A 23,375-nucleotide genomic window follows, 5' to 3' on the forward strand; every position below is an offset into this window, starting at 1 on the left:
TTGCTATTTTCATACAAGTATGCAATCCTGCTCAGCGACATAGCCTAAAAACAACATTGCGCTCTGCTCTGCTAGAGTATCCGACATGACATAGTGATCATTAAGTAAACAAATCCATTTGGCATGTTGGATTTCACTTATTAAGTGGAGCAATGCTGAATAAAGTTTAGGTTTTGACTGATACAGTTAATTTTGTGTATTGCAGCAGTACCAATTCAGCCTCCCGGGGGTGATCCGATGCTACTACAATGCCATGCTGGAAGCAGCGAGTACGTGACACATGTCGGCAAAGCAGCGATGCCAACTCGTTACGGAAATTTTGTTGCCCATGCATTTCGTTCGACAAGCGATAACAATGAGTATCTCGCGCTGGTGATGGGTAACGTTTGCCAACGTGAATCAGTACTGACGCGACTGCACTCCGAGTGCCTCACCGGTGATGTACTAGGATCACTGCGCTGCGATTGTGGCGAACAATTGGACGCCGCATTACGCCATATCGCATCTGAAGGCGTTGGCGCGCTATTGTATTTGCGAGGCCATGAAGGACGCGGCATTGGCTTGTGTAACAAAATTCTTGCATACGGACTCCAAGAACAAGGACTTGACACCGTCGATGCCAATCGCGACCTGGGTTTGCCGGATGACGCGCGCGAGTATGACTGCGCGGCGAGCATCGTGCGCCAACTCGGCATCCTGTCGGTACGGCTGATGAGCAACAATCCGGATAAGTTTGAAGCGCTGCAGCGCCATGGCATTCCAGTATGTGAGCGCGTTGACCTCGCAATTGCATTGCGCGAGGAAAATGAGCGTTATATCTGGACTAAGCGCAATCGTTTCGGGCATTATTTTGACGAGAGTGAGCTTCAGTGCCCGTTGTCATTGTAGTTAGCTCGGCGCTCACTGCAATATACTCATCGCTTTACGTGGTGAGCGCCAATTAAGGACGTGGAATCGCCAATTAAGGCAATCCTTTTTATTTATACGCTTTTATTCAGGCTGCTTGTGTTGCAATGCCCACATTTGCGCATATAGGCCACCTGCATTCAGCAATGTTCTATGGGTGCCACGCTCAACGATACGACCTTGATCCATGACAAGAATCTGTTGCGCATGCGTAATGGTCGACAGACGATGCGCAATGATTAGTGTTGTACGATGACGCGCAAGCTGTTTCAACTCGCGCTGAATCGCACGCTCAGCACGTGAATCGAGTGCTGAAGTCGCTTCATCAAAAATGAGAATAGGCGGCTTTTTTAGCAAGGTACGGGCAATTGCGATGCGCTGTTTTTCACCGCCAGATAATTTCAAACCACGCTCACCCACTATAGTGGAATAGCCAGCGGGCAAGCTTTCAATAAAAGCATGAATATGAGCGGCGCGCGCAGCCGCTATCACTTCTTCTGGCGACGCAGACAACCGTCCGTACGCAATATTGTAATAGATCGTGTCACGGAAAAGCACCGTATCTTGCGGCACAATGCCAATGGCCGCGCGTAGCGAGTCTTGCGTCACAGCCCGAATGTCTTGGCCATCAATCAAAATACGACCAGCGCCATGCTCTACATCATAAAAGCGAAGCAACAGCCGTGCGAGTGTCGACTTACCTGAGCCGCTATGTCCGACAATTGCGGTCGTCGTACCCGCTGCAATCGTAAAGGTTACATCCCGCAAAATTTGCCGTTGCGGTTCATATGAAAAACTGACATGCTCAAAGCGTACTTCAGCGCTTCTTACAGCAAGCGGAGATGAACCTTGAATATCGTCAACTTCACGTCTGAGCCTTAACAAAGAAAACATCTGATCCATATCGGTCAGACTTTGCTTCAAAGTTCGATACATATTCCCCAAAAAACTCAGCGGAATATATATCTGCAACATAAATGTATTGATTAACACAAAGTCGCCCAATGTCAATTGCTTATCCACAACCTGCTGCGTCGCCCTCCATAAAACGGCAATCATGCAGATTGCAATAATCGACTGCTGGCCAAGATTCATGAACGAAAGCGATTTCTGCGATCGAACTGCCGCATCATGATAAAGCATCATGCTTTCATCATAGCGCTGTACTTCGTGTTGCTCGTTACCAAAGTTCTTGACTGTCTCGTAATTAATAAGCGAATCGACCATTAGCGTATTGGAGCGCGAATCAAGCTTATTCATCTCCTGCCTTAAACGCGTACGCCATTCTGTCACCATCACGGTAAACGTGATGTAAGCCGCAAGCACGGATAGCGTGACGATCGTATAATAGATGTCGTAACGAATAGCAAAAAAAATGAGCACCAATATGACTTCAACACATATTGGCAGGATATTATAGAGCGAATATGAAACAAGCGTTTTGACGCCACGCGTGCCTCGCTCAATATCGCGTGATAGGCCACCTGTTTGCCGCTCAAGGTGAAAACACAACGACAACGTGTGCAGATGCCGGAATACTGCGAGTGCCACTTGTCGCGCAGCGTTGTAAGCCACTTTTCCAAAGATAATTTCACGCAGCTCAGCAAAAAGCGAGCTTGATAAACGCACGACCGCATAAGCGACAATAAGAAAACTCACGCCGTGGAACAAGGAAAATGACGACTCCTGCGTTGCCAACCGGTCAATTTCTGATAATTGGTCGACAATCGCTTTCATCACCACCGGAACCCCTAGATTAGCGAGTTTTGCGGCAACCAGACAGGCAAGTGCGAAGGCGACGCGCCCTTTATAAACCATCAAATAGGGAAATAGCGCAGCGATTGTCTGCCAGTCGCCGCGCCAATTCGAAGATGACAAGGGAGAAACAAAAGCCCAAAGGCGGCGCATGCGTAGTGGATAGTGCATTCTTCGTGAGTGGTTCAGCAAGCGTTTGCCGTACCGCATGCCATTGATCATTTTTTATTTCTGTATAGCCATCAACCTAATTAATAAAAAATTATAGTCAATGTGATTTATGCGGTGCTGTGCTGCACAACGTGAGCTGTCTGTCGATTGTTTCGGTGATGTTCAACGCAAGCCAGCACGTGTCGCGCAAGCGCGATACGCTCATCAGGTGTTGTCATGAGCGTCTTGACTTTATTGACTGCCACACGATCCTTACGCAAAATATCATGATCGCATTCATCCAACGGATCAATCACCAGCAGATCAAGGAAATCAGCATAAAGCGAAGCAATCTCGCCAACCGAAACACTCATGCCCAGTTCATGCATCATCTTAGTCAACGGGCCTTTGACTGCTTCACCACCGACAAGCGGCGCAACAGCTAAAACAGGCACATTGCACGCATGCAGCCTGTCACGCACGCCCGGTAATGCCAGAATCGGTCCAATGCTGACAAAAGGATTCGAAGGGCATAAGATTACGCCAGCCAAGTCAGGCGTACTCAACGCTGCTTCAAATGGCGACGATAAACGTGCTAACGAAGCCCCTTCAAAGCGGAACCCCGACACGCGTGGCTCACATCGCCGTTTAACGAAATACGTCTGGAAAGGCAAATCGCCTTCGTCTGTCTCAACGATGGTTCTGACCGGATCATCAGACATTGGGACGATTGAATGCTTGACACCTAACGCTTTCGCAATGGTCTCGGTTACATCACACAAGCTGGCACCACCGTCAAGCAAGCTGCGCCGATAAAGATGCAGCGCAAGGTCCTTGTCACCCAGCTGGAACCAAACCGGTCCGCCCAAACGAGCGAGCGCTTCTTGCGAAGACCAGCTCTCGTTCGCCCGCCCCCATCCTTTTTTTGCATCCGCCACATCGGCCAGCGTATAGACAACCGTGTCCAGGTCTGGGCAGATGAGCAAGCCAAGATGCTCAAAATCGTCGCCCGTGTTCACAACGATCGTCAACTCGTCGGCAGAAAGCACCTGCGCTAGACCATAGGCCAGCTTAGCGCCGCCCACCCCGCCGCACAACGCAACATACTTTGCCATTATCTTCCTGCGTAAAGATCAAGCATTTCTCTGACCCAAACCGATCACCCTTCCGATCGTGTCAGGCCGAATAGCGTCTGTCTAATTTAATAGGGTAATTAAGCACCTTGGTGAATCCATGATGGGAAGCGCTGCGTGAGAGCCATCACAACATCGATTTGAGGCTGCCAACATGCAAGCCACACCATGAATCCACCTATGATCCACCTATGCAGGTCCAATCATTGTTCCGCTTCACTCAAGACCTGATGGCCGTGCCCACGCACCAAGCGTCCGGCCTTAGTGAATCGCACAGGCACCAGCGCAGGAGCAGCATGCGAAGCCTGCTGCCGCTCAGGACTGACGTTACGATAAAGCGGGGTACGCTGCATCGCATTGCGCCCGAGTCTGGCGGCCAGGGCTTCCATGGCGGCAGGCGGCATTTCCTGTCCGTGGGCTGCACCGGCTGCGCGGCTAATCGATTCATTCATTAGGGTACCGCCCAAATCGTTAGCCCCCGCCTGCAAGCAAAGCTGTGCGCCGTGCTCACCCATTTTCACCCAAGACGTTTGAATATTGTCAATCAAGCCATGAAACGCCAGACGCCCGACGGCATGCATCAAAATGGCTTCTCGTAAAGTCGGCCCCTGACGCGCACCTTTCTTTTTAAATAATGGCGCTTCCTCATGGACAAAAGGCAATGGAACAAACTCAGTCAGCCCGCCTGTATCACGTTGCAGCTCGGCAAGCCTGAGGATATGTCGCGCCCAATGCTTATACGATTCGACATGACCGAACATGATCGTGCAAGTGGTCCGCAATCCCAACTCATGTGCCGATCGCACGACGGTCAACCATTCTTGCGTATTCAACTTGTCCGGACAGATTTGTCGCCGCACTTCGTCGTCCAGGATCTCGGCTGCAGTCCCAGGTAACGTACTTAATCCAGCGCTTTTCAAATCAGACAAAAAAGCGCTGATTGACGTCCCCAGGGTCGTGGCACCATGCAGCACCTCAAGGGGCGAAAAGGCGTGAATGTGCATGTCTGGACATTCTGTTTTAGCCGCTTCGCAGATGTCAAGATAAGTACGTCCCGTATAGTCGGGATGAATGCCCCCTTGCAAGCAGACCTCCGTCGCCCCTCGATCCCACGCTTCTTTGACGCGGCGACGGATTTCGTTGAGGTCAACGATATAGGGCTTTTCGCGCAAGTCTTCTTGTATCGGTCCTCGTGAAAAAGCACAAAAATTGCAATGGTATTGGCAGACGTTGGTGTAGTTGATGTTCCGATTGACAACGTAAGTGATCGTGTCGCCCTTTGTCTGCCTGCGCAAACGGTCCGCCGTGTGTGTCACATGCGTAAAATCATGGCCGCGTGCGTTGAACAAATGCACAAGCTCGGCTTCTTCGAGGCGCTCACCCGCCACGCATTTCTCGACGATATCGATCGTCTGCGAACCAACACGATCAACCTGGGAAGCCGTGGGAGTGACTGCCAAGCAAGCGATATCCCCTATCGTCGTGGAGCCGGCTTTCCAGATATCGCTTGTTGCCAATCCACTGCAATCTGAATGGCGCAGCACATCAGCATGCAAGCCTGAGTCGATCCAACGATCACGTTCCTCGATATAGGCAGGATAGACGGTTATCCGCTCGGTCAATGTCTTCCCACCCCTGTCTGTGTCCTCACTTAAGCGGTCAAGGTGTGGCCACGGCGCTTCTGGATTAACATGATCAGGCGTGACCGGCGATACACCGCCCCAATCATTGATTCCCGCGCGAATCAAATCGGTCAGGTCACCGTCGAAAAGATTAGGCGGCACCTGGATGCTCATTGCGGAACCCAGGACCAACCGGGCGACCGCTGTTGTCCAACACAACTCGTCCATTGACGGCTCAGGCGCGTTAACCATTTTGGTGCCGGGTTTCGCACGAAAGTTCTGGATAATGACTTCCTGCACATGACCATAACGATCATGCAAATCCCGCAGCGCAAAGAGCGATTCAAGCCGCTCGCGGCGTGTCTCCCCGATACCAATCAATATGCCTGAGGTGATCGGTATATGCGCTTCGCCGGCAAGGCGAAGCGTTTCAAGCCGCGCTGCCGGGTGCTTATCGGGAGAGCCGTAATGCGGCCCACCACGCTCGGAAAGACGTTCAGAAGCCGTCTCTAGCATCAACCCGAAGGAAGGGGCATGGGGCCGCAGCATCTGGTATTCTGCCGCGCTTAGCACGCCCATATTAAAGTGGGGCAGCAGCCCGGTTTCAGCTCGTACGCGTTGCGCGACCTCAGCGACATAGTCGGCTGTCGTAGCATGACCCAGTTGCTGCAGTGCATCGCGTGCAGCGGCATAACGCGCTTCGGGCCGATCTCCAAGCGTAAACAAAGCCTCACGACAGCCAACTGCAGCACCCGCCCGCGCAATGTCCAGCGCTTGGTCCACGGTAAGAAATGCTTGGCCAATCACCCGTGGCGCTTTGGCAAAGGTGCAGTAGTGGCAGACATCTCGACAAAGATGGGTGAGCGGAATAAAAACCTTGCGCGAATAGGTGATGACGTTGCCCCATCCGATATCGCGCCATGCCGATGCCAGACCCGCCAACTCACGCCAATCTTGCACCGCTTCAAGCTCATACGCCAAAGCCTTGTCATCTAGCCTTGGCTGACTGCCCTTAGCGGAACGTTCGACCTCTTGGATCATTCTGTAAATAGGATTGCTTACTAGATTTGGCATAGCACCCTCCTCTTGGCGTCTTTGATGGAAGACTCGAATTCCTCAAGGTCGGCAGGCAAGTCTACATCCAACGCCCACTCTCTTGAACGGACAATCCAAACATCAATTCCGGCGCACCGAGCGGCGTTTTGATGAGCGGAAAAGCTTGGCCCGCTGAAAAACAACGGAATAGCGCCAGGTCGGCAAATCAGCCCATTCGTGCCATGACCGTCCCGGTTTGGCGCCATGCCAATCGCATCGACCGGTGCACGGCTCAACATGTCGATGGCCGCCCCATCCAACAGGGGCAAATCACCGGGGACAAACATCACACGCTCTCCGCCTGCCGCCGCAATATGGGCCATCGCTCGCGAACAGGCATTCGCCATGCCTTCGTCCGGTGGTCCCCACAAGATCTCGGCACCGGCTGCCCGGGCCATTTCCGCCGTACTTTCCGACGGCGTCACCACCAATAGGGAAGCAATCCGAGGCGATGCGCGTAACGTGCCAATGACATGACTGGCCATGGAAAAAAACAACGCTTGGCGCGCAGCATGGCTTAAAACACCAGCCAACCGGGTTTTGGCACAGTCAGGCGCTTTCAACGGCACGACCGCCCAGATGCCGGTATTGCGCTGGGCGACAGAAACAGGAGACATACCATTGCATCTCATATTGTTTCACTTCCCGGAAAATCAGGACAACTGTGTCGGATTCAAAGCAATCGAAACAATTACCCGGCTTAGGTACCTATTGCACAACGAATTGGTACATCTGCTTCCTTCGCGAGTGCCGCTAGCTTGCGTACAAGCACTGCATTGCCGTAGTCCGACGACATGCTGGCATAGTAGCAAGCCAATTGTCTAGTCACTTGTTATTGACTGTGCCCATTTTTTCTGAGAATCTTTTCACCACTAAAGGGAAGGTGAGGAGCTGAGAGGATGAGCCACACTACACAAACAGCAAGAAGCATGACTGTATCCGCCATCGGTGGCATTCCCTTAATACAAACAGGGGATGATCTTGGCCAGATTATTACGGAGGCGATCCACAAAAACGGTATCGCTCTAGAAAATGGCGACGTGTTAGTGCTTGCGCAAAAGATCGTTTCAAAGTCCGAAGGACGATGGGCTGCACTATCTTCTGTCACGCCCGGCAAACAAGCTATCGATTTGGCGCAGAAAGTGGATAAAGATCCACGGCTCGTTGAACTTATCCTATCGGAGTCGGCAGAAATCGTTGCACATAGGCAGGACGGTGTGCTGATTACCGCTCACCGTCTCGGATGCGTGATGGCGAATGCCGGTATCGATCATTCCAATGTCGGTGATGAAGACAGCGTGCTTCTGCTTCCGAAAGACCCGGATCACAGTGCACGTGAATTAAAGAAACAGTTTCATCGCTTGTGCGGCGTCGATGTCCACATCATCATCAACGATAGTTTTGGCAGAGTGTGGCGCCATGGCACGGCAGGATGCGCAATCGGTGTAGCGGGCTTTTCCCCGCTTAAAAATTATATTGGGAAGCCGGATCTGTTTGGGCAGCTCTTACGGACAACCCAGGTGGCAGTGGCCGATGAACTCGCCGCAGCAGCTTCTTTCTTAATGGGACAAGCCGATGAAGGATCGCCTGTTGTGCTGATCCGCGGCGCGAATTTGCCCCCCGCTGATGGAACAGTCCAGCAGCTTATTCGCCCCAAAGAAGAAGATTTATTTCGTGAAACCTCCTCCACACTGGCAGTGGAAATGGCCTAAGCGTGAAATGAGAGGTGGCCGCGCGAAGCCAGTTCACGGCGAACGCGTTCACCGAGGCCGTGCTGGCCCGAAACATTGGACTGTTGATAAACGGCAAAGGATGCTGGCGGGATAACGTGTTCGTTGAACGCGTGTGGCGCAGCGTCAAGTATGAAGAGGTCTACCTAAAGGCGTACGAGTCGGTCAATAGACGGGGTCAATAAATGCGGGGGGCGGCATGTTGGCAGCCAAATTAGGAAAAGCAGCGGTTAAAGTGGGGGGCGGTCTTGCGGTCGGCGCAATGATCGACCGCCTTTCCAAAACTAATGAAAATTCCAGCGAAGCGCAGAAGGTCCAGGCGCCAGGCCCGTCAAGGGTTCCCAACTCTCTACTAAGAACAGGTAACCAGCGCCTTAATGATATCAGCCAGCGTATTGCACCCTCGGAAAATGCCAATCCTGTCACTGAGGGTATTGTTAATCAATATAATAAACGCGTGAATTTGCTGAAAAAATTTGGAACTGTGATAACGCAACCGGATCAGACAAGGCAAAACGTTCAAACAGCCCTCCACGATTTGGCAGATGATGCTAGAACGTTGCAAGGCGCAGCCAATATTGCACGTGGAAACGCCTCGATTACACCGCAAGAAGCGACTAAAATTACTCATGCAGTCGCCACCGATTCAGTCGAAGGAACGTACAAAACAGTTAAGGCAGCAGCGAGTGCCGCCATCGCCAGCGTCACCACCACGCCAGAAGGTGTCCAGCAAGTCGCGGATGCAATGAGTAGCCGTATTTCGCATGATACGACTGCGGCCGCAGCCGGTTTAGGCGCTGCCAATGCTGCTGCGGCGGCAATCGGCATGATTCCCCATCCAGCCGCCAAAGTTGCATCTGCCGTCCTTAAAATAGGCGGAACGGCCGCAACGGGTGCGCAGCTTTCAGAAAAGATGCGTGAAGCATCGGGTAAGACAAGTGACAGCGCGACCGGAAAAGTGCTTGGGGAAGTGCTGCGCGAGAAAGCGACTAACAAGGCGCACAGCAATGCGGCGCCGGTGCCATCGACTTCGCTGAATACCGCGACTCAACCGACGTCAATGGATTCGCATAGAGCAGCACTGTGTCATGCGATACAGGCACAGTCAACGACGCGACCGAAATTACCAGCAAGCGTGACGCAGTCCGTAGAAAAATGGATGACTGAAAATTGGGCACCCGCTGAAACGCAAACTTCTGATAAAAACCAGTCTTTACAGGTCATACTGGAAGATCCGCTTGCAGAAGCTTCGTCAGATGACGAAGAGACGACAGAAACGTTACAGGCGACGCACCAGCACAGTGTCGCGATGGAGCCAGGCATATGACGTTGCGTGCGCTGTAGGCCAAGCGCGGGCCGCTCAGGATGTCCCGAGCGTGCTAGCCAACACTTTGGCAGCCAGCGTCTTGCCGGTGCCCGAGGCGCCGTAAAAGAGCGCACTGATGCCCATGGCAGTGCTAAGCTTGCGTGCAAAGCCGCGCTAGCACCGCCTCCCGATGGCGAATCGCGGCCCCCACTTCGCGTAGCTGGCGCTGCACGTCGTCGCCTACCATCAGATCGTCCCAGTCTCGGCTGGGCGTAATGCGCTGCGCGAGGAAGCCGAACGCGCGTTGCGCGCGCAGCCCAAACGCCCGACTTAAGTCCGATGCTTCAAGCACCGTATCGGCGCCGCGTTGCTGGCGGTAACTATCGGCCTCCTGCAAGGCGGGTGCCACTGCCTCCGGCGCCAGCCGAAAACGCTGCACGAGTGTCTCGAGTTCAAGTGGGATGGCCGCCGGGCTGCACGAAACCAGTTGATCGTGCAACCATGCCACGTCCTGCGCTGTCCATTGGCCAGCCTTACAACCGTGTCGCTTGGGTTATCGCGGTAAGCAGCCCTAAAACGGCTTTCGAATGGAGTTCGCTATGGGTGGCGTCCGCCACATGAAGCTCGGTATCGGCCAACGAATTTTTTATCTTAGCCTTATTTAACCCCATTTTTTGGAAGAAATTGTCTTTAAATGGCGTGACAAAATCTAGGCCGCCTTTGGGGGCAACGGTATCTTTGCCACCTGAAATATGAATATAATGTTCTACCGTTTCCCTGAGCTTCTCTGTCGGCGGTAAATGATCACCTCGGATGGGTGTGCCTAAGGTGACCAGTTGTTCAATATGACCTTGCGTCAGCTTAATCGCTTCAAAAGCGACATTGCCACCATGGCTATGGGCAATGACATTCGTGATGATACCGGCCCGTGTGTTTTCATCGATTTTCCTTGCAAGGGTTTGCGCCGCCTCAATGCGGGCAAGCCGATGATTTTTGCCACTCCATTGTAAAGCACTTACTTTCCCGCCAAATTTTTCCCGGACAATATCGGCGTATTTTCCATTCGGACTGGTCCACCCTACTTCAGCCGCGGTGGCGTTGAACGTGCCATGAACCAAAATGGTTTCAATGCCATTGTTTGATTGCTCGGACGACCCGATAAAATTGGGTGGGCGATTAAGATAGGGCATTTTGCGCAAGAAATTCAATAAGCCATAAGTCATTTGCTCCTGTGTGGCTTCCGAGACGGCTTCTTTTTTGTCCTTGGGAATACTTTTATCGTGGCCTATCTCAAGATTGGTGGTATGAATCTCTTGCGATCCATTGTACAAGCGTTTCGAAATGGCTTCCGCTCCTTTGAATGGCCTCTCTGGATCGATATCCAGCCAGCTGACCAGTCTGGCAGATGAATCCAGCTCATCTTGGCTGGGTTCAACCTGCGCTCGCCTTGCCTTTCTCTGTTGGCCGGACTGGATCTCATAAGCCTTTCTCATCATCCACCTCGTCAATGCAATGATTTTGCGCTAGATTGACGTAGCAACACATCACATAACAGCTGTATATCATCGGTTCGCCTCTGACACAATACCGATTTGTCGTGCACGAGATCGCTTCAAGTCTCTGCGCATCTAGTAGTGGGGCGTCGGGAGCAAGTGCAGCTGCGTGTCCGCTTCATCGACGATCAGTGCGTAGCCGGCAAGCGTCGCGCTTGATGTCCAGTGCTGTAGGATTGCGCGGATGCAAATATTGTCGTCTGCCGTCACCACGCCCGAGAGCGTCACTCGCAAATGCTGCCAGGGCCACTGCATCAGCAGCCAGTCGCTGGCGTCGCGGGCTAGCTCGAGCTGCCAGGTGCTGCGCTCGCACCGCAATACGCCTGTGCGTTGCAAGAACAGCGTGCGCACGTCCGTGATGCTTAAGTGCTGCCAACCAGGCAAACGAGCGGGTAAGGCCGCCAGCCACGTGGCGACTGTCGCCTGTTGCGGTGACGTGAGTCCGGGCGCTGCTACACGAGGGAGTACCCCGGGCGGCAACGCGCACAGCAGCCACAGCAGCCACGAGTCGAGCACCAGGTCGGCGTCTTCCCCAATCAATGTTTACAAGGCTAACACCGCCTGGTAACCGCTTGCCGGCTCGCGCGAGCGCAACTCGATACCCTGTTGTTCCAGCAGGCTGGGCAGCAACGGCCAAAGTAAAACGATCCCGTCATTGGGAATCGGCCACGGCGCGGCCGAGCGAGCCACTGGTAGAGCTGAAGGCGCTGCATGCCAACACCGGCCAGTTGACCCTGGAAATGATTTTTTAAAAGGCGCGCTCACCAAGGCGGGATGGCTGAGTGCAAAGCGATGATCGAGCGTGCGCATGCACTGCCGGTTTCGCAGCAGACCCGGCTCGTCGGCATTGCGAGATCGAGCGCGTCTTACCGGCCGCGGCCGACGCGCAAGGCCGATCAGTTGCTGATGCGACGGATCGACGAACTGCACATGGCGTTTCCGTTTGCCAGAGCACGCCTGCGCGCGCCGCGAGGGACATGAGATCGGCCGTCAGCGCGTGCGCACGCTGATGGGGTGCATGGGCGTCGAGGCGCTGTACTGGGCATTGGCCATGGCGGATCATTCTAGCGCGATTGCACGTACCTTCCATGGCCAACTCGGCGCGGCTTCGACCAGCCACGCCGGCATCAGACTACCTGCGCGGTATTTGCCGACCAAACACCAGACAAGATTTTCTCAAGCCAGAACGCGCCAATAATCGTCTTGACGTCGCTCACCTCCCCGCGCCGAATCCACTCGTGCAAGATGGCCGGTTCGACGACGATCGTCTCCAGAAACTCACCATCGTCCAGCGCACGCTCACCTTCAGTCAGACCACGCGCCAAATACAGGTCGATAAATTCGGTCGAATACGAAATGACCGGGTGGATACGAGTCAGGTAGACAAACTCGTTCGCACGATAGCCAGTTTCCTCGCGCAACTCGCGTTGAGCGCACGCGAGCGCCCCTTCCTGTGGATCGAGCTTGCCGGCCGGGAACTCAACCATCACACGGCCAACCGGGTAACGATACTGGCGCTCCATCAGCACGCGACCGTCATCGAGCAGCGGCAATACCATCACCGCACCGGGATGCTCGACAAACTCGCGCGTGGCCGTCTTGCCGTCTGGCAGTCGTACGGTGTCACGCTTGAGCGTCAGGAAATGGCCGTCATATAGGGTCTGGCCGTCGAGCCGGGTCTCGACCAGATGGGCGTCGTCGCTTGGAATGCGTGTCATGTCGCGCCTTTTTGAGCGGTCGCCGATTCACGCGGCGCGCCGCTTGACGAGATACTGGTAAACGAAGCCGGGAAACGCAAGCACCACAAACAGGCTAAACGTCACCGCGTAAAACTGCCACCCTTGCTCGAAGCGATTGCCGGCCCGTGCCTCGAGCGCAAAACCGAGCAGCCCCGTGGCAAAGTAAAGCGCGATCAACTCGGCGATCCGCCACCAGGCGCTCTTGCGTGCGCCCGGCGCGGCACCGGGTACCGGCAGTATTGCCAGTAACCGCTGGTTGACGAACGGCAGGTTCGCGCCGAGCAGCGCGACCAGGACGATAAACCAGCCAGCGGGCGACATCGTGACAGCCGTCGTTACAGCGACAGCGTCTGGCGCACCGCCTGCAGGCAGCTCGACATCAGCGGTCCGGGAACGATGCCCAGCAGCAGCACCGCGAGACCGTTAAGCGCGAGCAGTGCGCGATTGCCACCATAGGTAGTGATCGGCGTCGCGTCAACTGGCTCGTCGAAGTACATCAGTTTGACGATGCGCAGATAGTAGAACGCCCCGAACAGCGACGTGACGACCGCGAGCACCGCCAGCCACGTCAGGTTCGCATTCACCGCGGCCTCGAGTACCGCGAATTTCGCATAAAAGCCGACCGTCGGCGGGATGCCCGCCAACGAGAACATCATCAACAACATCACGAACGCGAACACTGGACTGCGCTTGTTCAAGCCCTTGAAGTCATCCAGCGTGTCGGCCTCGAAATCGCGGCGCGCAAGCAGCATCACGATACCGAACGAGCCCAGTGTCGTCAGCAGATACGTGATGCTGTAAAACACCGCGGATCCGTATGCGCTCGCCGCACCACTCGCCTTGCCATCGACAACGCCGGACAGCAGGCCGAGCAGCACGAAGCCCATATTCGAGATCGCCGAGTAAGCGAGCATCCGCTTCACGTTGCGTTGCACGATACCGGTGATATTGCCCACGATCAACGACAGCGCGGCCAGAATCACCAGCATCGTCTGCCAATCGACCGCCAGCGGCAACATCCCCATCACCAAGAAGCGCAGCCCCCACGCGAAGGCCGCGACTTTCGGGCCGCCGCCAGTGAGCAACGTCATCGCGGTCGGCGCGCCATGATAAACGTCAGGTACCCACATGTGGAACGGCACGGCCCCCATCTTAAACGCGATGCCGGCAACGATAAAAATCACACCGAACAGCAACACGGCATAGTTGATGCGACCCGACGCGATCGCGGTGAACACGTCATGCAGCTCGAGCGAGCCGGTCGCGCCGTACATCATCGAGATGCCGTATAGCAGGAAGCCAGACGCCAGCGCCCCGAGCACGTAGTACTTCATCGCCGCTTCGTTGGACTGCGGCACGTCACGACGCAGCGCGATGATCGCGTACAACGATAGGGACATCAGTTCCAATCCCAGATACAGCGTCAGAAAATTGTTGCCTGACACCATCACCAGCTGTCCAAGCAGCGAGAACAGCGCCAGCAGATAGAAGTCGCCGCGGAACAGGTCACGTTCCTCGAGGTACTTGCGCGAATAGATCAGCGACACCGCAAAGCCAAGCGAGATGAACGACTTCATCAGGCTCGCGAACGGGTCGACCACATACATGTTCGAGAAGTAGTAGTGCGAATGCGGATCGTTCGCGATCACCGCATACCAAAGCGCGGCGATCAAGCCGGACGCGACCGCGATCACATAGGTCAGGCCACGGCCCTTCTTGCCGGTGATGATGTCGTTTAGCCATGCGACGACAGTGACGATCATCAGGAATGCGTCGGGCAACAGGGCACTGAGAGGAGCGTTTTGCATAGTGTTGTCAATCCTCCCTTACTGCGGCAACGCCGGCAGCTTCGACTGCGCGACATGGGAGAGCAGGTTAATCACCGATTCGTGCATCACGTTCGTGAACGGCTTCGGGTAGATGCCCATATACAGCACGAGCAACGCCAGCACCATCAACATCCAGAACTCGCGGCGACTCACATCGACGAGCTTCGCGACATGGTCGTTCGCGACCGCGCCAAAATAGACGCGCTTGACCATCCACAACGTGTACGCGGCGCCCAGGATCAGCGTAATCGCCGCGAGCAATCCGATCCAGAAATTGAACTTCACGGCCGCCAGGATCACCATGAATTCGCCGACGAACCCGGATGTGCCCGGCAATCCACAATTGGCCATCGAGAACAGTATCGCGAGCGCCGCAAACTTAGGCATCGTGTTGACGACGCCACCGTAGTCAGCGATCTGGCGCGAGTGCATGCGGTCATACAGCACGCCGATGCACAGGAACATCGCACCCGACACGAAACCGTGCGAGATCATCTGTACGATGGCACCTTCGACGCCGAGCTGGCTGAACAGAAAGAAGCCGAGCGTGACAAAACCCATGTGCGCGATCGACGAATACGCGACCAGCTTTTTCATGTCGGCCTGCACCAGGGCGACGAAGCCGATATAGATCACGGCGACGAGCGACAGCGTGATGACGGCCGGCGCCAGCATGTGGCTCGCATCCGGCGCGATCGGCAGCGAGAAGCGCAGGAAGCCGTACGCGCCCAGCTTCAGCATGATCGCCGCCAACACGACCGAGCCGCCAGTCGGCGCCTCGACGTGCGCGTCGGGCAACCATGTGTGCACCGGCCACATCGGCACCTTCACCGCAAACGCGAGGAAGAACGCGACGAACAACAGCACCTGCGGCGTCATGCCGAGCGGCAGCGCGTGCCAAGCTGACAACTCGAACGATTGCGACTGCGTGTACAAGTAAATCAATGCGACCAGCATCAGCAACGAGCCGGCCAGCGTGTACAGGAAGAACTTGAACGCCGCATACACGCGGTTCGGGCCGCCCCAGACACCGATAATCAGGTACATCGGGATCAGCGTCGCCTCAAAGAACACATAGAACAGCATTCCGTCGGCCGCCGAGAACACGCCCACCATCAAGCCCGACAGGATGAGGAACGCGGCCATGTACTGCGCCACGCGGTCCGTAATCACCTCCCATCCGGCAATCACAACGATGACCGTGATGAATGCGGTCAGCACGACGAACCACATCGACAGCCCGTCGACGCCGAGGTGATACGTGATATTGAAACGTTCGATCCACGGCGCGACTTCAACGAACTGCAGCGCCGAGGTGCTTGCGTCGAAGCCGCTGATCAACGGCAGCGTGACGATGAAGCTAATCACCGCGCCGATCAGCGCAGTCCAGCGCGCGACACCGGGTGTCTTGTCTGAGCCGACTGCAAGAACGGCAATACCGAACGCGATCGGCAACCAGATCGCGAAAGTCAAAACGGGGAAATGAGCGTGCATACCTGTCCTCGCGTTATTTGCTCAGCGTAACGAACAGGGTCAGCAACCCCAACATGCCGATAATCATGGCGAACGCGTAGTGGTAAATGTAACCAGTTTGCAGGAAGCGGATCACGCCGGCAAACTTCGCGACCGCGCGCGCGCTGCCGTTGACCAAACCGTCGATCACGACGACATCGCCCTCCTTCCAAAGTCCTTTGCCGAACGTCACCGCGCCCTTAGCGAACACGACCTCGTTGATCTTGTCCATGTAGTACTTATTGTCTAGCAGCGTATAGATGCCCGAGAAGCGCTGGCGGATCGCCGCCGGGAGGTCTGGCCGCTTCAGGTACAGGAACCAGGCGACGATGACACCGACCAACGCGAGCCAGATCGGCAAACTGGATAGCGAGTGCAGTGCCATCGGCATCCAGCCGTGAAACTCCCCGGCCATCTCCCGCAACGCGTCGTGGTGCTCACTGATGTAGACAACCTTATCGAACACGACGCCGTGCGAGAAGAAGTCGCCGAAAATCATCGGGCCCACCGCGATCGCACCGATCACAACGGACGGGATCGCGAGCAGCACCAGCGGCAGCGTGACCACCCACGGCGTCTCGTGCGGCTCGTGCGCGCCATGCCCATGATGGCCGTGCCCATCGTCGTCATGACGCACGTTGCGGAAGCGCTCCGGACCGTGGAACACCATGAAAACCATCCGGAATGCGTACAGCGCAGTCACGAACACGCTGGCGGTCACCGCGAAGTACGCGAATCCCGAGCCCGGCAAATGCGACAACTTGACCGCCTCGATAATCGAGTCCTTCGAATAAAAGCCAGAGAAGAACGGCGTGCCGATCAGCGCAAGCGAGCCGACCAACGACGTTATCCACGTGATCGGCATGTACTTGCGCAGCCCGCCCATGTTGCGCATATCCTGGTCGTGATGCATGCCGATGATCACTGAACCGGCACCCAGGAACAGCAGTGCCTTAAAGAACGCGTGCGTCATCAGGTGGAATACCGCGACCGAGTATGCGGAGGCGCCGAGCGCTACGGTCATGTAACCGAGCTGGGACAGCGTCGAGTACGCGACGACCCGCTTGATATCGTTCTGCACGATACCGAGGAAGCCCATGAACAGTGCAGTGATCGCGCCAATCACCATCACGAACGACAGCGCGGCGTCGGACAACTCGAACAGCGGCGACATCCGCGTGACCATGAAGATGCCCGCGGTCACCATCGTGGCGGCGTGGATCAGCGCGGAGATCGGCGTCGGGCCTTCCATCGAGTCAGGTAGCCAGACGTGCAGCGGGAACTGCGCGGACTTGCCCATCGCGCCGATGAACAGGCAGATGCAAGTCACCGTAATCAGCTGCCAGTGCGTGCCGGGCAGCATGCCTGCGCTGGTCAGCGCGTCGCGATGCGCGAAGACGTCGCCATAGTTCAACGAGCCGACATACGCGAGCACCAGACCGATGCCGAGCAAAAAGCCAAAGTCACCGACGCGGTTCACGAGGAACGCCTTCAGGTTCGCGTAGATCGCAGTCGGACGCGTGTACCAAAAGCCGATCAGCAAGTAGGACACCAGCCCGACCGCTTCCCACCCGAAGAACAGTTGCAGGAAGTTGTTGCTCATCACGAGCATCAGCATCGAGAACGTGAACAGCGAGATGTACGAGAAGAAGCGCTGATAGCCCGGGTCCTCCTGCATGTAGCCGATCGTGTAGATATGCACCATCAGCGACACGAAGGTGACCACGCACATCATCATCGCAGTCAGCGAGTCGACCAGGAAGCCGATTTCGAGCTTCAAGCTGTCCTGTCCCGGCACGATGCTCGGCAGCGTCGCCCATTCGTAGATCGTGCCGTTGAAACTGGCGCCATCGAGCACATCGAGGAACACCAGCGCGGAGATCACGAATGCGATTGCTACGCCGAGGATCGTCACGCGATGCGCGTTGTGGCGGCCGATGGTCTTGCCGAACAGGCCGGCGATCAGCGAGCCGGCCAGGGGCGCCAGCGGGACTGCCAGCAGTAGGTTGGGATTGAGTATCGTTGCCATAACAGTCAGGGCCTTTTTCCTTAACCCTTGAGCCGGTCGAGATCCTCGACGTTGATCGTGTCGAGGCTGCGGAACAATGTGACCAGGATCGCGAGGCCGATCGCCGCTTCGGCCGCGGCCACGGTCAGCACAAAGAACACGAAGATCTGGCCGTGCGCGTCGCCGAGATAGTGCGAGAACGCGACGAAATTGGTGTTCACCGCGAGCAGCATCAACTCGATCGCCATCAAGATGATGATCACGTTGCGGCGGTTCAGGAAGATCCCAACGATCGAGATCGCAAATAGGATTGCGCCGAGCACGAGGTAATGAGCGAGGCTCAACATGGTTCTTTTCTCCTTGTCTCGATCAGCGAGTGTCGCCAACCGCGCCAGCACCGGTGTTGCCCGGCGTCGCCGGTTGCGTCGAGGCGTCCGGTGCCTGCTTCTCGGCGGCCATTCGTACCAGCCGCACGCGATCCTCGCGCCGCACCCGCACCTGCTCGCTGACGCGCTGGCGCTTCACGTCCTTGCCGTCGCGGATCGTCAGCGCGATCGCCGCGACGATCGCGACCAACAGCACGAGGCCCGCGACCTCGAACGCGAAGATGTAGTCGCTGTAGATGATGCGGCCAATCATACGGGTGTTCGATAGCGCGCCCCCGGCTCCGGCTGCTTGTGTCGCCTGCACGGCATCATGCACCGGCGAAACGGTCGCGCCGTAACCGTGCCACAGAATCAACGCGGTCTCGATCACGATGATCGCGCCGACAATCGTCGCCACCGGCACAAAGCGGCGGAAGTCGCGCCGCAACACATCGAGGTTGATGTCCAGCATCATCACGACGAACAGGAACAGCACCATCACGGCGCCGACGTAGACGAGCACCAACAGGATCGCGAGGAACTCGGCCTCGAGCAGCATCCAGATCGCGGCGGCGTTGAAGAACGCGAGCACTAGAAACAGCGCCGAGCTCACCGGGTTGCGCGCGGTAATCACCTTGAGCCCTGACACGGTCATGAGCAGCGCGAAGATGTAGAAAAGGACGGTCGTGAATTCCATGTTTACCGGATCATCGTTAGGCGTATCGTTATCGTATCGTGCGTCGGGGCGACGAGCCCCGCGACGCTCACCGGTACGGTGCGTCGGCCGCCTTCGCCGCCGCAATCTGGGCTTCGTAGCGATCGCCGACCGCGAGCAGCATGTCCTTCGTGAAATACAGGTCGCCGCGCTTCTCGCCGTGATACTCGAGGATCTGCGTCTCGACGATCGAATCGACCGGGCAGCTCTCTTCGCAAAAGCCACAGAAGATGCACTTGGTTAGGTCGATGTCGTAACGCGTCGTGCGGCGCGTGTTGTCAGCACGGACTTCCGATTCGATCGTGATCGCCAGTGCCGGACAGACCGCCTCGCACAGCTTGCATGCAATGCAGCGCTCCTCGCCATTCTCATAGCGGCGCAGCGCATGCAGTCCGCGAAAGCGCGGCGAAATCGGCGTCTTTTCTTCGGGAAACTGCACAGTAATCTTGCGCTGGAACGCATACCGTCCGGTCAGCGCGAGCCCCTTGAGCAACTCGGTCAGAAAGAATGTCTTGAAAAAATTCTGAATTGCGTTCATGGCAACACCTTATTTCCAGATGTTCAGCGGCGACATGATCCAAAAGCCGACCACGACCAACCACACGACACAAACCGGAATGAAGATCTTCCAGCCCAAGCGCATGATCTGGTCGTAGCGATAACGCGGGAACGTCGCGCGGGCCCAGATGAACACCGACAGCAGGAAGAATACTTTGAGCACCAGCCAGACGATGCCCGGGATGAACGACAGGAACTCGAACGGCGCGCTCCAACCACCGAGGAACAGCGTCGCGGCGAGCGCCGAGATCACGATCATGTTGATGTACTCGGCGAGGAAGAACAGCGCAAACGCCATCCCCGAGTAGTCGATCATGTGCCCGGCGACGATTTCCGACTCGCCTTCGACGACGTCAAATGGGTGCCGGTTAGTTTCGGCAATGCCGGAGATGAAGTAGACGACGAACATCGGCAACAGCGGCAGCCAGTTCCACGACAGGAAGTTCAGGCCGAGCCCGGCGAACAACCCGCGCTGTTGCGAATGCACGATATCAGATAGGTTTAGGCTGCCCGACGTCATCAGCACGACGACCAGCGCGAAGCCCATCGCGATTTCATACGACACCATCTGCGCGGCCGCGCGCATCGCGCCGAGGAACGCGTACTTCGAATTCGACGCCCAGCCAGCGAGGATCACGCCGTACACGCCGAGCGACGAAATCGCCATTGCATACAGCAAGCCGGCGTTGATGTCGCCCAGCACCGCCTCGGCCTGGAACGGAATCACCGCCCAGACGCCAAACGCCGGCACTACGACCATAATCGGCGCGACGAGGTAGATCCACTTGGTGGCTTGCGCCGGCTGGATCACTTCCTTGAGCAGCAGCTTGACCACGTCGGCGATCGGCTGCAACAGCCCCTTCGGCCCGACGCGGTTCGGCCCGAGCCGCACGTGCATCCAACCGATCAGCTTGCGCTCCCACAGAATCAGATAGGCGACGCACAACAGGATCGCGACTGACACGATGAGAATGCGCACCAGCGCCCATACGGTCGGCCACGCAACGCCCAGCAACTGGCTGCCGGTTGCATTGATCGTTTCGAACACGCCCATTTAAGCCTTCTCCACCAGCAGATCACCAAACAGGCTGCCGAGCTGGGCCGCGGCGGACGTCGCCGCCGGCACACGCACGACCGCGTCATGCAGCTTCGCATCGCGCAGCGCCGGCAGCGTCACCGACGCCTCGCCCTGCCGCACGCATACCGCATCCCCTTCCTTGAGTCCGAGCTGGTCAAACAGCGCAGCGGGCAACGACACGTGCAGCGCAGCTTTCGCGGCCGCGGTCAAATGCAGTGACGGTGCACGGCGAACCAGCGGGTCGGCGTCGTAGATCGGCACGTCGGCAATCCGCTCGAATGCGCCGGCCGCGCGCGTCGATGCGCCGCGCGCCAGCGGCGCACGCGTCGCGTTCGACAGACGCGCCTGCACGTCCACGCCTTCCAACGCCGCAGCCGCCACTTCCTCGGCGCTCGTGTATTCAAAGTTCGGCAGTCCAAGCAGGTTGCCCAGCACGCGTAGCACCTTCCAGCCCGGCCGTGTCTCACCGAGCGGGCGCACGACGCCAGTGAACGGCTGCACCGTGCCCTGCGCGTTGATGAACGTGCCAGCAGTCTCGGTGAACGGCGCGATCGGCAGCAGCACGTCCGCGTAGTCGGTGCCGGTCTTGAACGACGACAGCGCAACGACCATGTCGGCCTGCGCCAGCGCCGCACGGGCCTGCCGTGGATTCGCGGCGTCGAACTCCGGTTCGACGTTGAATAGCAGATAGGCGCGCCGCGGCGACGCGAATGCCTGCGCGGCGTCCACGCCACCCTCACCGGGCAACGCGCCGATCATGTGGGCACCAACCGTGTTGGCGGCCTCCGGCAGCAAGCCGAGCGTCGCGCCACTCGTCTGCGCAATCCACTGCGCAATGGCGTGCAGCTTCGCGAATTCAGGGTGGCTCACCGCGCTCGTACCCAGCAAAATCACGCGCTGCTCGCCGTTCGACAGCGAGGCGGCGATGTCCTTCGCCGCCGCGTCCGGCTGCACGCCGCCAAGCTCGACCGGCAACGCCACGCCACGGATCTCGGCCACCGCAGCGGCCACGCCGGCCAGCGCGTCCACCCAAGCCGACGGCGCCGCGACGATCTTGTGCGCGACATTGATCAGCGAATCATCGGCGCTCGCATGCAACAAGCTCACCTTGGCACCGCCGGTGGCGGCCTGGCGCAGCCGTGCCGCCAGCAACGGATGATCGCGGCGCAGGAGCGAGCCAATCACGAACGCGGAATCGACGCTGGACAGCGTCGCGATCGGCATGCCAAGCCACGGCGCGCCCTGCAGCGGCGCGGAAAAATCGCTTTGGCGCAGCCGAAAATCCAGGTTCGCGCTACCCAGCGCACGCGTCAACGTCTTAAGCAGGAACAATTCCTCAAGTGTGCTATGCGGGCTGGCGAGCGTAGCGATGGCGTTCGCGCCATGCTCAGCCTTGATGTGCTTCAAGCCATTCGCGACGTAGGTCAGTGCGGTTTCCCAATCGACCTCGCGCCACTTGCCGTCCTGCTTTAGCATCGGCTGCGTCAGGCGCTCGGCGCTATTCAGCGCCTCGTACGAAAAGCGATCCTTGTCTGAAATCCAGCACTCGTTGATCGCCTCGTTCTCCAGCGGCAGCACACGCATCACGCGGTTGTTCTTCACCTGCACGATCAGGTTCGCGCCGACCGAGTCGTGCGGGCTGACCGAGCGGCGACGCGACAATTCCCACGTCCGCGCGCTGTAGCGAAATGGCTTGCTGGTCAGTGCCCCCACCGGACACAGGTCGATCATGTTGCCCGACAACTCGGAGTCGACCGTGTTGCCGACGAACGTCGTGATCTCCGAGTGCTCGCCGCGACCCAGCATGCCAAGCTCCATGATCCCGGCCACTTCCTGGCCGAAGCGCACACAGCGCGTGCAGTGGATGCAGCGCGTCATCTCCTCCATCGAGATCAGCGGCCCGGCGTTCTTGTGGAACACGACGCGCTTCTCTTCTGAATACCGCGACGCGGACTTGCCGTAGCCCACTGCCAAGTCCTGCAGCTGGCATTCACCGCCCTGGTCGCAGATCGGACAATCCAGCGGGTGGTTGATCAGCAGGAACTCCATCACCGACTGCTGCGCCTTCACCGCCTTGTCCGACGTCGTGCGCACAACCATGCCGGCGGACACCGGCGTCGCGCATGCCGGCACGGCCTTCGGCATCTTTTCGACCTCGACCAGGCACATCCGGCAGTTCGCCGCGATCGACAGCTTCTTGTGATAGCAGAAGTGAGGAATGTACGTATCGACCTTGTGCGCAGCTTGGATCACCATGCTGCCTTCCGGCACCTCGACCTTCTTGCCGTCTATTTCAAGTTCAACCATGATGGTGAAGGGTC

The 23,375-nt window shown here is 57.1% G+C and carries 21 protein-coding genes and 2 pseudogenes; 5 read left to right on the top strand and 18 right to left on the bottom strand.

The annotated features are described in order from the left end of the window. Positions 1 to 237 precede the first annotated feature (237 nt). On the top strand, positions 238 to 888 hold the full coding sequence (gene ribA / locus KPG66_RS09315) for a GTP cyclohydrolase II (protein WP_237070775.1): 651 nt from the start codon (positions 238 to 240) through the stop codon (positions 886 to 888). Positions 889 to 990: 102 nt separating this feature from the next. On the opposite strand, the gene KPG66_RS09320 is transcribed toward ribA, so the two are convergent. The 4 genes from KPG66_RS09320 to cofC all read right to left on the bottom strand — a co-directional run bounded on the left by KPG66_RS09320 (position 991) and on the right by cofC (position 7,278). Then, positions 991 to 2,814, bottom strand: coding sequence for an ABCB family ABC transporter ATP-binding protein/permease (locus KPG66_RS09320; protein ID WP_237070776.1), 1,824 nt, complete (start codon positions 2,812 to 2,814; stop codon positions 991 to 993). A 125-nt stretch (positions 2,815 to 2,939) separates the two neighbouring features. Then, positions 2,940 to 3,926 (bottom strand): 2-phospho-L-lactate transferase, encoded by a 987-nt coding sequence (gene cofD / locus KPG66_RS09325; protein ID WP_237070738.1) that lies wholly within the window; start codon positions 3,924 to 3,926, stop codon positions 2,940 to 2,942. A gap of 221 nt (positions 3,927 to 4,147) precedes the next feature. Further along, the gene (cofH, locus tag KPG66_RS09330) at positions 4,148 to 6,640 is read right to left on the bottom strand and encodes a 5-amino-6-(D-ribitylamino)uracil--L-tyrosine 4-hydroxyphenyl transferase CofH (RefSeq protein ID WP_237070739.1); all 2,493 of its coding nucleotides are present in this window, start codon (positions 6,638 to 6,640) and stop codon (positions 4,148 to 4,150) included. Continuing rightward, positions 6,628 to 7,278, bottom strand: coding sequence for a 2-phospho-L-lactate guanylyltransferase (gene cofC / locus KPG66_RS09335; protein ID WP_237070740.1), 651 nt, complete (start codon positions 7,276 to 7,278; stop codon positions 6,628 to 6,630). The genes cofH and cofC overlap by 13 nt, the downstream gene beginning before the upstream one ends. A 282-nt stretch (positions 7,279 to 7,560) precedes the next feature. On the opposite strand from cofC, the gene cofE reads away from it, so the two are divergent. The 3 genes and pseudogenes from cofE (at position 7,561) to KPG66_RS09350 (ending at position 9,718) form a co-directional block, all read left to right on the top strand. After that, positions 7,561 to 8,373 (top strand): coenzyme F420-0:L-glutamate ligase, encoded by an 813-nt coding sequence (cofE, locus tag KPG66_RS09340; RefSeq protein ID WP_237070741.1) that lies wholly within the window; start codon positions 7,561 to 7,563, stop codon positions 8,371 to 8,373. A gap of 26 nt (positions 8,374 to 8,399) precedes the next feature. Continuing rightward, a pseudogene (locus KPG66_RS09345) lies at positions 8,400 to 8,558 on the top strand (IS3 family transposase); the annotation flags it as partial. Positions 8,559 to 8,590: 32 nt separating this feature from the next. Further along, positions 8,591 to 9,718 carry a hypothetical protein gene (locus KPG66_RS09350; RefSeq protein WP_237070742.1) on the top strand — a complete coding sequence of 376 codons (1,128 nt, stop codon included), beginning with the start codon at positions 8,591 to 8,593 and terminating at the stop codon, positions 9,716 to 9,718. Between the two features lie 33 nt (positions 9,719 to 9,751). On the opposite strand, the gene KPG66_RS17985 is transcribed toward KPG66_RS09350, so the two are convergent. From KPG66_RS17985 to KPG66_RS09365, 4 genes are all read right to left on the bottom strand, one after another. Further along, a complete protein-coding gene (locus KPG66_RS17985) occupies positions 9,752 to 9,841 on the bottom strand; it encodes an AAA family ATPase (RefSeq protein ID WP_157864413.1) in 90 nt (29 codons plus the stop codon). Positions 9,842 to 9,848: 7 nt separating this feature from the next. Further along, positions 9,849 to 10,205 (bottom strand): hypothetical protein, encoded by a 357-nt coding sequence (locus tag KPG66_RS09355; protein ID WP_013435887.1) that lies wholly within the window; start codon positions 10,203 to 10,205, stop codon positions 9,849 to 9,851. 25 nt (positions 10,206 to 10,230) lie between these two features. Further along, entirely contained in the window at positions 10,231 to 11,190 is a 960-nt protein-coding gene (locus tag KPG66_RS09360) for an esterase/lipase family protein (protein WP_157864414.1), read from the bottom strand. Between the two features lie 135 nt (positions 11,191 to 11,325). Continuing rightward, entirely contained in the window at positions 11,326 to 11,790 is a 465-nt protein-coding gene (locus tag KPG66_RS09365; RefSeq protein ID WP_013435889.1) for a contractile injection system tape measure protein, read from the bottom strand. A gap of 122 nt (positions 11,791 to 11,912) precedes the next feature. On the opposite strand from KPG66_RS09365, the pseudogene KPG66_RS17990 reads away from it, so the two are divergent. Then, positions 11,913 to 12,289: pseudogene (locus KPG66_RS17990) on the top strand (IS3 family transposase); the annotation flags it as partial. 88 nt (positions 12,290 to 12,377) lie between these two features. On the opposite strand, the gene KPG66_RS09375 reads toward KPG66_RS17990, so the two are convergent. The 10 genes from KPG66_RS09375 to nuoG all read right to left on the bottom strand — a co-directional run bounded on the left by KPG66_RS09375 (position 12,378) and on the right by nuoG (position 23,361). Beyond that, complete coding sequence (locus tag KPG66_RS09375; RefSeq protein ID WP_013435893.1) at positions 12,378 to 12,968, bottom strand: NUDIX domain-containing protein; 591 nt, start codon at positions 12,966 to 12,968, stop codon at positions 12,378 to 12,380. A 27-nt stretch (positions 12,969 to 12,995) separates the two neighbouring features. After that, positions 12,996 to 13,310 carry a DUF2818 family protein gene (locus KPG66_RS09380; RefSeq protein ID WP_013435894.1) on the bottom strand — a complete coding sequence of 105 codons (315 nt, stop codon included), beginning with the start codon at positions 13,308 to 13,310 and terminating at the stop codon, positions 12,996 to 12,998. Positions 13,311 to 13,324: 14 nt separating this feature from the next. Beyond that, complete coding sequence (gene nuoN, locus KPG66_RS09385; RefSeq protein WP_013435895.1) at positions 13,325 to 14,797, bottom strand: NADH-quinone oxidoreductase subunit NuoN; 1,473 nt, start codon at positions 14,795 to 14,797, stop codon at positions 13,325 to 13,327. A gap of 18 nt (positions 14,798 to 14,815) precedes the next feature. Then, a complete protein-coding gene (locus KPG66_RS09390) occupies positions 14,816 to 16,312 on the bottom strand; it encodes an NADH-quinone oxidoreductase subunit M (protein WP_237070744.1) in 1,497 nt (498 codons plus the stop codon). A gap of 13 nt (positions 16,313 to 16,325) precedes the next feature. Beyond that, a complete protein-coding gene (gene nuoL / locus KPG66_RS09395; protein WP_013435897.1) occupies positions 16,326 to 18,359 on the bottom strand; it encodes an NADH-quinone oxidoreductase subunit L in 2,034 nt (677 codons plus the stop codon). Between the two features lie 20 nt (positions 18,360 to 18,379). After that, complete coding sequence (gene nuoK / locus KPG66_RS09400; protein WP_041753724.1) at positions 18,380 to 18,685, bottom strand: NADH-quinone oxidoreductase subunit NuoK; 306 nt, start codon at positions 18,683 to 18,685, stop codon at positions 18,380 to 18,382. A 22-nt stretch (positions 18,686 to 18,707) separates the two neighbouring features. Continuing rightward, complete coding sequence (locus tag KPG66_RS09405) at positions 18,708 to 19,400, bottom strand: NADH-quinone oxidoreductase subunit J (protein WP_237070745.1); 693 nt, start codon at positions 19,398 to 19,400, stop codon at positions 18,708 to 18,710. A gap of 67 nt (positions 19,401 to 19,467) precedes the next feature. Next, entirely contained in the window at positions 19,468 to 19,956 is a 489-nt protein-coding gene (gene nuoI, locus KPG66_RS09410; protein WP_013435900.1) for an NADH-quinone oxidoreductase subunit NuoI, read from the bottom strand. Positions 19,957 to 19,965: 9 nt separating this feature from the next. After that, on the bottom strand, positions 19,966 to 21,030 hold the full coding sequence (gene nuoH / locus KPG66_RS09415; protein ID WP_013435901.1) for an NADH-quinone oxidoreductase subunit NuoH: 1,065 nt from the start codon (positions 21,028 to 21,030) through the stop codon (positions 19,966 to 19,968). Next, on the bottom strand, positions 21,031 to 23,361 hold the full coding sequence (gene nuoG / locus KPG66_RS09420; protein WP_013435902.1) for an NADH-quinone oxidoreductase subunit NuoG: 2,331 nt from the start codon (positions 23,359 to 23,361) through the stop codon (positions 21,031 to 21,033). Positions 23,362 to 23,375 lie beyond the last annotated feature (14 nt).

It is taken from the genome of Mycetohabitans sp. B2 (assembly GCF_021733735.1).
GTDB lineage: Bacteria > Pseudomonadota > Gammaproteobacteria > Burkholderiales > Burkholderiaceae > Mycetohabitans > Mycetohabitans rhizoxinica.